At 68.0% G+C, this 13,883-nt stretch carries 9 protein-coding genes; 3 read left to right on the forward strand and 6 right to left on the reverse strand.

What is annotated here, in order from left to right:
* The first annotated feature begins 149 nt into the window (after positions 1-149).
* A complete protein-coding gene (locus tag C5O79_RS38185; RefSeq protein ID WP_160310340.1) occupies positions 150-308 on the forward strand; it encodes a hypothetical protein in 159 nt (52 codons plus the stop codon).
* Positions 309-425: 117 nt separating this feature from the next.
* Here the strand turns inward: C5O79_RS38185 and C5O79_RS21255 are convergent, their stop codons facing one another.
* The gene (locus C5O79_RS21255) at positions 426-2,396 is read right to left on the reverse strand and encodes an APC family permease (protein ID WP_046549272.1); all 1,971 of its coding nucleotides are present in this window, start codon (positions 2,394-2,396) and stop codon (positions 426-428) included.
* Positions 2,397-2,873: 477 nt separating this feature from the next.
* Between C5O79_RS21255 and C5O79_RS21260 the strand changes: the two genes are divergently transcribed.
* Positions 2,874-3,737, forward strand: coding sequence for a crotonase/enoyl-CoA hydratase family protein (locus tag C5O79_RS21260; protein WP_039354460.1), 864 nt, complete (start codon positions 2,874-2,876; stop codon positions 3,735-3,737).
* 48 nt (positions 3,738-3,785) lie between these two features.
* On the opposite strand, the gene pdeR is transcribed toward C5O79_RS21260, so the two are convergent.
* From pdeR to C5O79_RS21280, 4 genes are all read right to left on the reverse strand, one after another.
* A complete protein-coding gene (gene pdeR, locus C5O79_RS21265; protein ID WP_047851808.1) occupies positions 3,786-5,789 on the reverse strand; it encodes a cyclic di-GMP phosphodiesterase in 2,004 nt (667 codons plus the stop codon).
* A 544-nt stretch (positions 5,790-6,333) separates the two neighbouring features.
* Positions 6,334-9,978 carry a hydantoinase B/oxoprolinase family protein gene (locus C5O79_RS21270; RefSeq protein ID WP_122474911.1) on the reverse strand — a complete coding sequence of 1,215 codons (3,645 nt, stop codon included), beginning with the start codon at positions 9,976-9,978 and terminating at the stop codon, positions 6,334-6,336.
* Between the two features lie 120 nt (positions 9,979-10,098).
* Positions 10,099-11,397: an MFS transporter gene (locus tag C5O79_RS21275; protein WP_046549269.1), complete on the reverse strand. Its 1,299-nt coding sequence runs from the start codon at positions 11,395-11,397 to the stop codon at positions 10,099-10,101.
* A 93-nt stretch (positions 11,398-11,490) separates the two neighbouring features.
* Positions 11,491-12,264, reverse strand: coding sequence for a putative hydro-lyase (locus C5O79_RS21280; RefSeq protein ID WP_046549268.1), 774 nt, complete (start codon positions 12,262-12,264; stop codon positions 11,491-11,493).
* A gap of 205 nt (positions 12,265-12,469) precedes the next feature.
* Between C5O79_RS21280 and C5O79_RS21290 the strand changes: the two genes are divergently transcribed.
* Entirely contained in the window at positions 12,470-13,402 is a 933-nt protein-coding gene (locus C5O79_RS21290; protein WP_046549267.1) for a LysR family transcriptional regulator, read from the forward strand.
* A 178-nt stretch (positions 13,403-13,580) separates the two neighbouring features.
* On the opposite strand, the gene C5O79_RS38615 is transcribed toward C5O79_RS21290, so the two are convergent.
* On the reverse strand, positions 13,581-13,793 hold the full coding sequence (locus C5O79_RS38615) for a hypothetical protein (protein ID WP_226148172.1): 213 nt from the start codon (positions 13,791-13,793) through the stop codon (positions 13,581-13,583).
* Positions 13,794-13,883: the final 90 nt, after the last annotated feature.

A 13,883-nucleotide genomic window follows, 5' to 3' on the forward strand; every position in this document is an offset into this window, starting at 1 on the left:
CGGCGCGGCACGCACGCGTGCCGGCCAGTTTGTGCGCCCCGTGCGCGAGCGTCAAGCGACGGTCTGCGCGGCGGCTTCTACAATGAAAACGTCTTCACGGGCGACGGCTGGCGTGCGAAGCAGCGGCCGCCCATGCTGCCGGAGGCGATATGGCAAACGGAATCGTGCAATTCGTCATGCTGCTGGCGTTCGCTGCGCTGCTGGGGCTGTTCTTCTACGAGCGGGGGCGGCGCGAGCGGCTGCGGGCAACGTATCGCCACGCGCACCTGCGGCGGCCGCATCGCGCGCGCAAGCGCGACCATCCGTGACGGCCCGGCCGACCGTCGCCGGCACCATGGGCGCGCCCGTGTCAGCGCGTCATTTGCAGTCGCCCGTGCGCTTGCCGCGATCGTTTTCATCAGCCGGGTGAGCCGTTTCGCCCGCCGCTACCCGACGTTCATCGGCAGCAGCACCATCTGCTTGCCCTCGACGTGCAGGCGCGCCTGCAGCTCGACGGGCGTCTGGTTGTGCAGCCAGGCCGTGAGGAAATTCACGCGCCGGAAGATCAGCTTGCTCGCGAAGCACACGGCATTCGGGTATTCGTCGAGCGTCGACGAAGCAAGGTTCATGAATTCGACGACGGGATTCGTGCCGAACGCGATCCGGTAATCGGCCGCGATGCCGTGGCGGCGGCAGTGCGCGACATAGTAGTCGAGCGATTCGGTGATCGCGTGGCGCAGCCGTTCGAGATGCTCGTGACCGTCGTACGCCTTCGCGTCGACTTCGCCGACCGCGAGGAAGATCACGTTGCGAAAGTGCCCGGGAAACAGCCGGTTGACCCACAGCAGCGCGTGCATGCTCGCGCCGCGATGCTTGCCGACCAGCAGCACGGCCGTCGGCTGCGACGGGTCGGGCTTGCCTGGCGCGCTCGCCTCGTCGACTTCGGGCGCCTTCCCTGAGAACAGCGCGTCTTCCTTCGCGAGCTGCGCACGCGTATAGGCGTAGTGCCGGTTGATCATGAAGCACAGCGCGATCACCGCGCTCGTCACGAGCACCGTGAGCCAGCCGCCCGCCGTGAACTTCTCGATCAGCGTGATGACGAGCACGGTCGCCGTCACGCTCAGCCCGAGCGCCGACAGGAAGAAGTGCTTGGCCCAGCCCTGCTGGCTGCGATGACGCCACCAGTACGTGCACAGCCCGAGCAGCGACAGGCTGAACGTGAGGAACACGTTGATGCTGTACAGCACGACGAGCACGTCGACGCTGCCGTGCGTCCACAAGAGGATCAGCAGGCTCGACAGCCCGACGACGATGATGCCGTTCTGCCGCACGAGGCGCCCCGACAGGTCGCGGAAATGGCGCGGCACCCATGAATCTGACGCCATGTTCGACAGCACGGCCGGGCCGTCGAGGAAGCCCGTCTGCGCGCCGACCATCAGCAGCCCGGCCTCGAACGCGAGCACGGCCGCGAGCAATGCGTGGCGCGCAAATGCCGAGCCGAGCCCGAGATGATCGATCACGCTGCCGAACACGACCGCGTTGAGCGTCTGGCCTTCGACGGGCCGCGCATGCCACAGCATGTACAGCAGGATGATGCCGCCGGCCGTGAACGCGAGCGACGTCGACATGTACCACATCGTCACCTTGCCGTTCGGCACGCGCGGATCCGCCAGCATGTTCACGTTGTTCGACACGGCCTCGAGGCCCGTGTAGGTGCCGCCGCCGAGCGAGAACGCGCGCATCAGCAGCGCGAGCAGCACGAACAGGCCGAGCGACTGCGACATGCCGTGCGCTTCGTGCACGGCGTCGGGCACCACCATCGCGAGGCTGCTGCCGTGCACGGCGACGCCATACACGATCAGCGCGAAATGCAGGACCACGAAGCCGATGAAGATCGGCAGCAGCACCATGATCGATTCGCGCATCCCGCGGAAATTGAGCCCCGTCATCAGCAGGATCAGCACGATCTCGGTCGTGAGCTTGAACGCCTGCGCACTCACCGGCAACAGGCTGAAGAACGCGTCGACACCGCTCGCGAGCGATGTCGCGACGGTCAGCACGTAGTCGACCAGCAGCGCGGCGCCGGATACCAGCCCCGGCTTCGAGCCGAGCAGCGACGTCGCGACGCGGTAGCCGCCGCCGCCCGTCGGGAACAGCTCGATCACCTGGTTGTAGCCGAGCGCGATGACGAACACGGTCGCCGCGGTCGCGAGCGCGAGGAACAGCGCGAGCGGCGTGTGGTGCGCCAGCGCGAGAAACGCTTCTTCCGGGCCGTAGCACGACGACGACAGCCCGTCGGCGCCGAGCCCGACCCAGGCGAGCAGCGGCGTCACGGCGATCGCATGCCGCGTGCGCGGATCGAGCGGGTCGAGCGGCTTTCCGACGAGCAACTGCCACACCTTCTGGAACGTGGTCATGGTCCCCTCCCGGCGCGCCCGGTGACACGCGCTGCGTGATCCTTTAAAGCTAATCGACGCACGGGCGCGGCGCCAGTCCGCATCTTCCATAGGGGCCGCACGGCGGGCCGGCACCGCTTTCAGCATGTAAGCGGACAACGCCGGCGGCCACGCGCCGGATCGGCCGTGTACACGCATTCGCGCAACACGGCGAACCTGCCCGGCTACCTTTCCGCCCGCTGTCACACGCCTGCCAACCTCGTCCGACGCGCCGCCCACCTTCGCCCGATACCGGCCTGTCGTGCGCGCCGCCACCTTTCCCGCGCGCACCGATGCGATCGCCACCCGCGCCCCGGTCGTGCGTGGTTCCTCGCAATTCGACTTTTGTGTGCGCGCAACAATGGCGATGCCTCGCGCCCGGCACCCTGCGGGACACTCGCCTCCCGCTCGGCACCGGGCGCGACGGTCTTCGAAAACCACATCTCACGAGGACATACCATGCAACTCCAATCCCATCCCGCGTGCCGCCCGTTTTATGAAGCCGGCGAACTCACGCAACTGACTGCCTTTTATGAAGAAGGACGTAATGTCATGTGGATGATGCTGCGATCGGAGCCGCGGCCGTGCTTCAACCAGCAACTCGTTACCGACATCATCCATCTCGCGCGCGTCGCACGCGACTCGGGCCTGCCGTTCGACTTCTGGGTGACGGGCTCGCTCGTCCCCGAGCTGTTCAACGTCGGCGGCGACCTGAGCTTTTTCGTCGACGCGATCCGCAGCGGCAAGCGCGACCTGCTGATGGCCTATGCGCGCTCGTGCATCGACGGCGTGTACGAGATCTACACGGGCTTCGGCACCGGGGCGATCTCGATCGCGATGGTCGAGGGCAGCGCGCTCGGCGGTGGTTTCGAGGCCGCGCTCGCGCATCACTACGTGCTCGCGCAGAAGGGCGTGAAGCTCGGGTTTCCCGAGATCGCGTTCAACCTGTTCCCGGGCATGGGCGGCTATTCGCTCGTCGCGCGCAAGGCCGATCGGGGCGTTGCGGAACAACTGATCTCGACCGGTGAAGCGCACGCCTCCGAGTGGTACGAGGATCGCGGGCTGGTCGACCAGACCTTCGATGCGGGTGACGCGTATCTCGCGACGCGCACCTTCATCGACGTGACGAAGCCGAAGCTGAACGGCGTGCGCGCGATGCTGCGCGCGCGCGAGCGGGTGTTCCAGCTGACGCGCTCCGAGCTGATGGACATCACGGAAGCGTGGGTGCATGCGGCGTTCACGATCGAGCCGAAGGATCTCGCGTACATGGAACGCCTCGTGATGCTGCAGAACCGGCGCGTGTCGAAGCTGCGCACGGTGTAGTGCGACGGGCGCCGCCGCTCGCCGGCGGCGCCTGTTCGTGAACGAAGCTCAGGCGATCAGCCTGAGCTTCCTCGTCTCCGCGAGCCACGCCTCGAACGCCTGTGCCGGCATCGGGCGCGCGTAGTAGTAGCCCTGTGCGTGATCGACGTCGAGCTGCTTGAGGAATTCGGCTTCCGCATGCGTTTCGACGCCTTCGGCGACCACCGCGAAATTCAGCGCCTTCGCGAGCGACACGACCGAGCGCACCAGCGCCTGCGAGCGCGGATTACGGTCGATGCCCGTGATGAAGCTGCGGTCGAGCTTGATCGCATCGAGCGGCAGGCGCGACAACTGCGACAGCGACGAATAGCCGGTGCCGAAATCGTCGAGATGGATCTGCGCGCCGAGCTGGCGGAACTGCCGCATCAGCCCGTTGGCCGCATCCTCGTCCTCGATGAAGCAGCTCTCGGTCAGCTCGATGTCGAGCAGGCCGGGCTTGAGCCCCGCGGCGTCGAGGATCGACGCCATCTGGTGCACGATGTTCATGTCCTGCAATTGCCGCGCGGACACGTTCACCGCGATCCGGATGCCGAGCCCCTTCGCCTTCCACGCAGCGGCCTGCGCGGCCGCGGTACGCATCACCCAGCGCCCGAGCGGTGCGATCAGGCCCGACTCCTCCGCGAAACGGATGAACTCGACCGGCGCGACGAGCCCGCGATCGGGCGACTGCCAGCGGATCAGCGCCTCGACGCCGTGCACGTCGCCGGTCGCGATATCGACGACCGGCTGGTAGTGCAGCACGAACTGCTCCTCTTCGAGCGCCTTGCGCAGGTTCGTGTCGAGCCACATGTACTTCGCGACCTTCTGGTTCATCTCCAGCGAGAACACGCGGTACGTATGCTTGCCCTCTTCCTTCGCGACGTACATCGCGGTGTCCGCGCTGCGGATCAGCGTCTCGAGCGAATCGCCGTGCTGCGGATGCATCGCGATGCCGATCGAGCAGCTCGTGTAGACCTCCATCAGCCCGAGATGAATCGGCGTGCGCAGCCGTTCGAGAATGATCTGCGCGGTCGCTTCGAGCAACGGCCGCGTGCCGTGCTCGAACAGCACGAGGAATTCGTCGCCGCCGAGCCGCGCGAGCGTCGCGCCGGACGGCAGGCAGCCGCTGATGATCCCCGACACGTCCTGCAGCAGCCGGTCGCCGGTGATGTGCCCGTAGTGATCGTTGACGCGCTTGAAGTTGTCGAGATCGAGGAACAGGATGCCGACCTGCCCGCGCGTCGCGGCGGTCTCGGCGGCGATTGCCGCGTGGATGCGCTCGCTGATCGCATGGCGGTTCGGCAGGCCGGTCAGCACGTCGGTGTTCGCGAGTTCGATGAGCCGCTGCTGCGCGCTGCGCTCCTCGGTGATGTCGATGCCCGAGCAGATCAGGAACTGCTCGTCGACGCCGCTGCCGCTCTGCACGAACTTGTTGCGGAACTGGAACAGGCGCGGCCCGTTGACCGTGTTGATGTAGCGCTCGACCGCGAACGAATGGTTGCTCGCGAAAAAACCCGTGATGTTGCTGCGCGACTGCGCGCCCTGCTCCGGGCTCATGAACAGCTCGAACGCGCTGCGGCCGATCACGTCGACCTCGCGCTTGCCCGTCACTTCCTCGCACAGGCGGTTGAAGCGCTGCACCATCCCGTTGCGATCGAGGATCACGACGAGCGAATTCACTTCGGACACGACCTGCTCGGCGAACGCGAGCCCGTGCGCGAGATCGCACGCGACGGACTCGGCATCGGAATAGGCGGACGCCGTGCCGGCCCAGTTGGTCGTGTCGACCTTCCGGCCGACGAGATGGAGGCGAACCGGCTCGCCGAACAGCGTGATGTCGAGCACGACGTGCGACGTGACGCCGGTCAGCGCGCGGATGCGCTCGGCCTGTTCGCCCGTCAGCGCGACGGCGACGTTGGTCAGGCCGCGAACGGCCGCCAGTTCGAGTGCATTGCTGTCGCTGCCGAGACGCCAGCAGGGGCTGCGCGTACCGACGTGCGCCTCGAGCACCGCGCTATCGTTTTCGTCATCCATGGAGACGCCCCGATCCAGAAAAAACGCACAGTGTAGACGGAGGCGAGCCGGCCGACCGCCCTGCCGGACCGCGCGCGATGCGCGCCCGGAAAGGCGGCCGTGATTGCCGTGATGATGGGCCTCGTCCCGTACTTGTTTCCCGCTAATGCGACCCGGCGTTCGCGCGTCATGCGCGCAGGTGCTGCCTAACGAATGATGAGACCAATCTTATCAAATGACGATCAGAATTGGCACTCACATTTAGAGCAGAGTGTCAAGGAATTGGGACTCGATTGGCAAGCCGGACTTTTCATGATCGGCAGCCGGTTCAGTCGCGGTTGCGGCGGTGCGCAACGGGTTCGGCGAATTGGCTGAGTGCCCCGCCAGGCGGGCGTTTGCGGCGGGCTCCAGCATTCAGGGAGCGCGCGGTGACGCGACCGCGTCGACAGGGTCGGATCGCCGTTCGGCGACCCGATTTTTCGTCGATTTTGATTCCTTTCGTGCGTTAATGCGCGGGTTTATTCCACAGTCCGTTGCAATGTCGTTCGCGCGTCGGCTGCACGGCCTAGCCCGCCGTGCCGTATCCGCCGCCGCCCGGCGTTTCGACGACGAATACATCGCCCGGCGCCATCTGCGCGCGGCCGATATGGTCGAGCGCCTCGACCGTGCCGTCCGCGCGCTCGATCGTGTTGCGGCCGAGCGCGCCGGCCTCGCCGCCCGCCGCGCCGAACGGCGCGTGGATCCGGTTGTTCGACAGGATCGACGCGGTCATCGGCTCCAGGAAGCGGATCCGCCGCACCGCGCCGTCGCCGCCGCGCCAGCGCCCGCCGCCGCCCGACCCGGCGCGGATCCGGTGCGAGTCGAGCCGCACCGGGTAGCGCCATTCGAGCACCTCCGGATCGGTGAGCCGCGAGTTCGTCATGTGCGTCTGCACCGCGCCGACGCCCGCGAACCCGTCACCGGCACCGCTGCCGCCCGCAATCGTCTCGTAGTACTGGTACTGATCGTTGCCGAATGTGAAGTTATTCATCGTTCCCTGGCTCGACGCGACGCAGCCGAGCGCCCCGTACAGCGCGTTGGTGATGGTCGACGACGTCTCGACGTTACCCGACACGACCGCCGCCGGATACTCGGGGTTCAGCATCGAGCGCGCGGGCACGATCACCGTGAGCGGCTTCAGGCAGCCGGCGTTCAGCGGGATGTCGTCGCCGACCAGCGTGCGGAACACGTACAGCACGGCGGCCATGCACACGGCTTTCGGCGCGTTGAAGTTGTTGTCGAGCTGCGCGGACGTGCCCGTGAAATCGATTTCCGCGCGCCGCGCCGCCCGGTCGACGCGAATCGCGACGCGAATCTCCGCGCCGTTGTCGAGCGGATAGCGGTACGCGCCGTCCTGCAGCGCGCCGATCACGCGCCGCACGGCTTCTTCCGCGTTGTCCTGCACGTGCCCCATGAATGCGAGCACGACGTCGCGGCCGAACTGCGCGACCATCCGGCGCAGCTCGTCGACGCCCTTCTGGTTCGCGGCGACCTGCGCACGCAGGTCGGCCATGTTCTGCTCGACGTTGCGTGCCGGGTAGCGGCCAGACGCGAGCAGCGCGCGGGTTTGCGCATCGCGCAGCGTGCCGGCCGACACGAGCTGCCAGTTGTCGATCAGCACGCCCTCCTCGTCGATGTGGGTCGAATCGGGCGGCATCGAGCCCGGCGTCGTGCCGCCGATGTCCGCATGGTGGCCGCGCGAGCCGACGTAGAACAGCGGCGCGTCCGAGCCGTCCGCGAACACCGGCGTGATGACCGTCACGTCCGGCAGGTGCGTGCCGCCGTGATACGGGTCGTTCAGCATGAACACGTCGCCGTCGCGCATGCGGCCGCGGTTGCGCTCGATCACCGTGCGGATGCTCTCGCCCATCGAGCCGAGGTGCACGGGCATGTGCGGCGCGTTCGCGATCAGGTTGCCGTCGCCGTCGAAGATCGCGCACGAGAAGTCGAGGCGCTCCTTGATGTTCACCGAGTACGCGGTGTTCTGCAGCCGCAGCCCCATCTGCTCGGCGATCGACATGAACAGGTTGTTGAAGATCTCGAGCCGCACCGGGTCGGCGTCGGTGCCGAGCGAACGGCGCGTCGGCAGCGGCGTGGTGCGCGTCAGCACGAGGTTGCCCTGCGCGGTCATCTGCGCACGCCAGCCGGGCTCGACGACGGTCGTGCCGTTCTTTTCCGCCACGATCGCCGGGCCGTCGATCGCGTCGCCGGCCAGCAGCGTGTCGCGCACGTAGAGCGCCGCGTCGTGCCATTGGCCGCCGGAGTAGAAGCGCACCGCGGAATGGGCGCGCAGCGCGGCATCGTCGCCCTCGTTGCGCGGCGCGAGCGGTGCGATCTCCACCGGCGCGTCGGAGCGGCCGATCGCCTCGACCGACGCGAGTTCGGCGACGAGCGGCGTGCCCGGCATCAGGAACGCGTAGCGCTGCCGGTAGGCGGCCTCGAACGCCTGCTGCATCGCTTCGACGCTGCCGGCCGGCACGTCGAGCGCCGAATCGGTGCCCTGGTAGCGCAGGTGCACGCGCCGCTCGGTCGCGATCCGCTCCGGCGGCACGCCCTGTTCGAGCAGCGCGCCGGCGGCCTCGTCGGCCAGCCGGTCGAGCGCGGCATTCAGCGCCGGCAATGAATCGTCGGACAACACGGCCTCGACCGCGCGCTCGCGCATCGCGGTCTGGTCGGCGAGGCCCATCCCGTATGCCGACAGCACGCCCGCCAGCGGATGCGCGAACACCTGCGTCATGCCGAGCGCATCGGCCACGCCGCACGCGTGCTGGCCGCCCGCGCCGCCGAACGTCGTCAGCACGTAGCGCGACACGTCGTGGCCGCGCTGCACGGAAATCTTCTTGATCGCGTTCGCCATGCTGCCGATCGCGATTTCCAGGAAGCCTTCGGCGAGCGCCTCGGGCGTCTCGCGCCGCCCGGTGGCCGCGTGGATCTCGTCGGCGAGCGCCGCGAACTTCGCGACCACGCCGTCGCGGTCGAGCGGTTCGTCCGCGTGCGGGCCGAACACGCGCGGGAAATGATCGGGCTGGATCTTGCCGAGCATCACGTTGCAGTCGGTCACCGTCAGCGGGCCGCCGCGCCGGTAGGCGGCCGGCCCCGGGTTCGCGCCGGCCGACTCGGGCCCGACGCGCAGCCGCGCGCCGTCGAAGCCGAGCACCGAGCCGCCGCCCGCGGCCACCGTATGGATGCTCATCATCGGCGCACGCATCCGCACGCCGGCCACCTGCGTCTCGAACACGCGCTCGAACTCGCCGTGGTAGTGCGACACGTCGGTCGACGTGCCGCCCATGTCGAAGCCGATCACGCGCTCGAAGCCGGCCGCCTGCGCGGCGCGCACCATTCCGACGATGCCGCCGGCCGGGCCCGACAGGATCGCGTCCTTGCCCTGGAACGCATCGGCGCGCGTCAGCCCGCCGCTGCTCTGCATGAACTGCAGGTTCACGCCGGGCATCTCGTGCGCGACCTGCTCGACATAGCGGCGCAGGATCGGCGACAGATACGCGTCGACCACCGTCGTATCGCCGCGCGACACCATCTTCATCAGCGGCGACACCTCATGCGACACCGACACCTGCGTGAAGCCGATCCGGCGTGCGAGTTCGGCCAGCATGCGTTCGTGCGCGGTGTAGCGATAGCCATGGATCAGCACGATCGCCAGCGCACGCACGCCCGAGTCGAACACGCGACGCAACGACGCTTCGGCACCCTGAACGTCGAGCGGCACGACCACCTCGCCGTGCGCGCCGACGCGCTCGTCGATCTCGACGACGGTCTCGTACAGCGCGTCGGGCAGCACGATGTCGAGGTCGAACAGGCGCGGCCGGTTCTGGTACGCGATGCGCAGCACGTCGCGAAAGCCGCGCGTCGTCGCGAGCGCGGTGCGTTCGCCCTTGCGTTCGAGCAGCGCGTTGGTCGCGACCGTCGTGCCCATCTTCACCATGTCGACGCGCTCGGGCGTGATCGGCTCGCCGGCCGCGAGGCCGAGCAGGTGGCGGATGCCGGCCACGGCCGCGTCGCGGTATTGCTCCGGGTTCTCCGACAGCAGCTTGTGCGTGACGAGCGTGCCGTCGGGCCGGCGCGCGACGATGTCGGTGAACGTGCCGCCGCGGTCGATCCAGAATTGCCAGCGCGCGGCGTCGGAGGGAACGGGGGAAAGGTGTCGGTCAGTCATGATGTCGGGTCGATGCGTCGTGGAATCGAGGGACGAGCGCCGCCGCACGGCGCGGGTCGCGCGCCGTGTCACGGAGTCGATAAAGGGGAATGAAAACGAAGGGCCGGCCGCCCTTGCCGCTTACGCGGCGTCGAGTTCGCGGCCGCGCGTCTCGGGCAGCGTGAGCGCGGCGACGATCACCACGCCGTACGCGGCGACCGCGAAGATGCCGATGCTCGTGCCGAGCCCGTATTGCTTGGACAGCGCGCCGATCAGGAACGGGAACAGCGCACCGATCGCGCGGCCCACGTTGTAGCAGAAGCCCTGGCCGGAGCCGCGCACACGGGTCGGGAACAGCTCGGTGAGGAATGCGCCCATCCCCGAGAAGATGCCCGACGCGAAGAAACCGAGCGGAAAGCCGAGCCACAGCATCGACGCGTTGGTCAGGTTCAGCGACGTGTACGCGAACGCGATCACCATCGAGCCGACCGCGAACAGGATGAAGTTCGGCTTGCGGCCCAGGCGGTCGGTCAGGTACGCGCTCGTCAGGTAGCCGACCCACGAGCCGAAGATGATCATCGCGAGATAGCCGCCGGTGCCCATCACCGTGAGGTGCCGCTCGGTCTTCAGGAAGGTCGGCAGCCACGTCGTGATCGCGTAGTAGCCGCCCTGCGCGCCCGTCGTCAGCAGCGCCGCGCGCAGCGTCGTCGTGATCAGCTTCGGCGCGAAGATCTCGGTGAGGCGCGGCGCATCGGCCACTTTCGCCTGCGCGGCCTTCTCCTTCTCGTAGACGTCCGGCTCCTTCACGTAGCGGCGGATCGCGACGACCAGCAGCGCGGGCGCGAGGCCGACGAGGAACAGCGCGCGCCACGCCTGCTCGGCCGGCAGCACCGAGAACAGCAGCGCATACAGCAGCGCGCAGAGCCCCCAGCCGATCGCCCAGCCCGACTGCACGAGGCCGACCGCCTTGCCGCGGTCGCGCGCACGGATCACTTCGCCGATCAGCACCGCGCCGGCCGTCCATTCGCCGCCGAAGCCGAAGCCCATCAGCGCGCGCGCCGCGAGCAGCTGGTGGTAGTTCTGCGCGAGCCCGCACAGCGCGGTGAACACGGCGAACCACAGCACGGTGAGCTGCAGCGTGCGCACGCGGCCGATCCGGTCGGACAGGATGCCGGCGATCCAGCCGCCGGCCGCCGAAGCGAGCAGCGTGATCGTGCCGATGAAACCCGCATCCGCGAGCGAAATGCCCCAGGTCGCGACGAGCGTCGGGATCACGAACGACAGCATCTGCGTGTCCATCCCGTCGAGCATGTAGCCGACCTTGCAGCTCCAGAACGCGCGGCGCTCGCGCGGCTGCGCGTCCCCGTACCACGAGAACAGGCCGTTACGCTCGGGGCTCGCGGGCTCCGCGGCGTTCGCCGCGAGGGTCTTGCTTTCCATGGTGGTGCTCCTGTCGTTATGCGACGTCTAAGGGCGATCGTGCGTGCGGGGGTGTCGTGTGCGTGTGTGTGTCGTGCGGGTCGTCGCCGCGCGTCAGAAAACGGCCAGCGACGCGTTCGTGATGTCGGTCATCAGCATGTGGCCGGGCGTGTGCGCGATCGCGATCGGCAGCTTCGCGTCCATCAGCGCGGTTTGCGGCGTCACGCCGCACGCCCAGAACACCGGCAGCTCGCCGTCGCGGATCGTCACCGCGTCGCCGAATTCGGGCGCGTTCAGGTCGGCGATGCCCAGCTCGCGCGGATCGCCGAGATGGATCGGCGCGCCGTGCACGCCCGGAAACCGGCTCGTGATCTGCACCGCGCGGATCGCGTCGGCGCCGCGCATCGGCCGCATCGACACGACGAGCTGGCCGCCGAAGATCCCCGCACGTCGATTCGGAATCGACGTGCGGTACATCGGCACGTTGCGCCCCTCTTCGACGTGGCGCAGGCCGATTCCTTCGCGGGCCAGCATGTCCTCGAACGAGAACGAGCAGCCGATCGCGAATACGACGAAATCGTCGCGCCACAGCGCTTCGAGCGACTCGACGCTTTCGGTCAGGCGGCCGTCGCGGTACACGTTGTAGCTCGGCACGTCGGTGCGGATGTCGAGATCCTCGCCGAGCGCATCGACCCGGAACGCGCCCGGTTCGCCGACGCCCAGCAGCGGGCAGGCTTTCGGGTTCGCCTGGCAGAAGCGCAGGAAATCGTGCGCGACCACCTCGGGCAGGATCGCGAGGTTCGCTTGCGCGTACGGGCCGCAATGGCCGGCGGTCGGGCCGCGGAACGCGCCGCGGCGCACGGACTGGCGGAATTCGGAAGGCGTCATGAGGTTGTGTCGCAGATCGGTATGTCGTCGGGATGACGGTGCCGTGTCATCGGATACGGCGAAGAATAGAAAAGAAAAAATTTTGTCGCCAACGAGTTTTTCTGCGCTTCGTGTATAGAATTTCTTAACGGATCTCGGGGTTTTCCCCGGCTCCGTTCACTTTTCCTCACCGGCAAAGTGCGCGCTCACCCTCCGTCCGGCCGCCATGAACACGCGTTTTCTCGAAACCTTCGTCACGCTCGCGAAGCTGCGCAATTTCCGCACGACGGCCGCCGCGCTGCACGCGACGCCGGCCGCGATCTCGCAGCGCCTGAAGGCGCTCGAGGACGAACTGCAGACGGTACTCGTCGACCGCGACAGCCGCGAATTCCGGCTCACGCCGAACGGCGAATACCTGCTCGGCTATGCGAAGGCCGTGGTCGAGGCAACCCAGGAGCTGCAAGCCGCGGCATCCGGCGAGAGTGCGCTGCGCGGCAAGCTGCGGCTCGGCGTGATCGAGACCGTCGTGCACAGCTGGCTGCCGCACTACATGCGGCGGCTGGCGGCCGACTATCCGCAGCTCGAGATCGACCTGACCGTCGACGTCAGCGTCGTGCTGCAGCGCCGGCTGATGGCCGGCGAACTCGACCTGATCATCCGCGTGGAAGGCAGCGACGAGGCGTCGGTCGTGTGCGATGCGCTCGCGAACTATCCGGTGCGCTGGATCGCGCGCGCGGGGCTGTTGCCGAACACGCGCGCGGGGCTCGCCAGGCAGGTGCTGCGGCAGCCGATTCTCACCTACGGGCGCGGTACGGCGCCGCATCGTGCGCTGGAGGATATCGTCCGCACGCTCGCGCACGCGCACGGCGTGCCGCTGTCGGACACGCGCATCACCGGATCGCCGTCGATCTCGGTAATCGTGCAGCTCGTGCGCGACGGGTTTGGCGTGGCGGCGATTCCGGTGCTGTTCGTCGACGCGTTGATCGAAAGCGGTGAAGTCGTGGAGCTGCCGCTGCAGCCGTCGCCGCCGTCGATCGTCGTGTCGATGTCGCGGCGGGCCGATGCGCCGCGGTTCGTGCACGGCGCATCGATCGCGGCGCGGGCGGCTTGTCACGAGTATTGCGAGAAGAGCAAGCGGTTGCTGGTTGAGGCGCTGTGACGCGGAGCAGGCCGGCGGGTGGCGAGCTCGCATCCGGCAAGCATTCGACATCGCCGCGCGAATCGCCCACAATCGCCGGCGACGCGTGCGTGTCACCACCACGTTGAAAGGCACGGCCACGGAAACGCGTGACCGTGCCTGTATCACCCGGCATCAGCCAGCCGGGCGCTCATCTTCTTTATTGCCACCGCCCCGTATCCGTCCCCGGCGCGAACTCGATCCCCCGCAGCACTTCCTCAAACTTCGCAGTCCGCAGCACTGCGAATTGTTCATGCGCCGCCGTCGTCGCGCTCGTGTTCTTCAACACGTCACGCACCGCAACCAGCCGGTTCGGATCCGCACCGACGTCGCCGTTGCCGCTGACGGTCGACGTAATCGCCCGGATCGTCACCGTGCCGTCGCGCTCGACGCGGTCCGTCAGGTGCCCACGGCAGGCCCGTCGCCGAATTGTTGCCCGCCGGGTAACCGGCGACCGAATACG

The sequence above is a fragment of the Burkholderia sp. SRS-25 genome (assembly GCF_004343765.1).
GTDB lineage: Bacteria > Pseudomonadota > Gammaproteobacteria > Burkholderiales > Burkholderiaceae > Burkholderia > Burkholderia contaminans.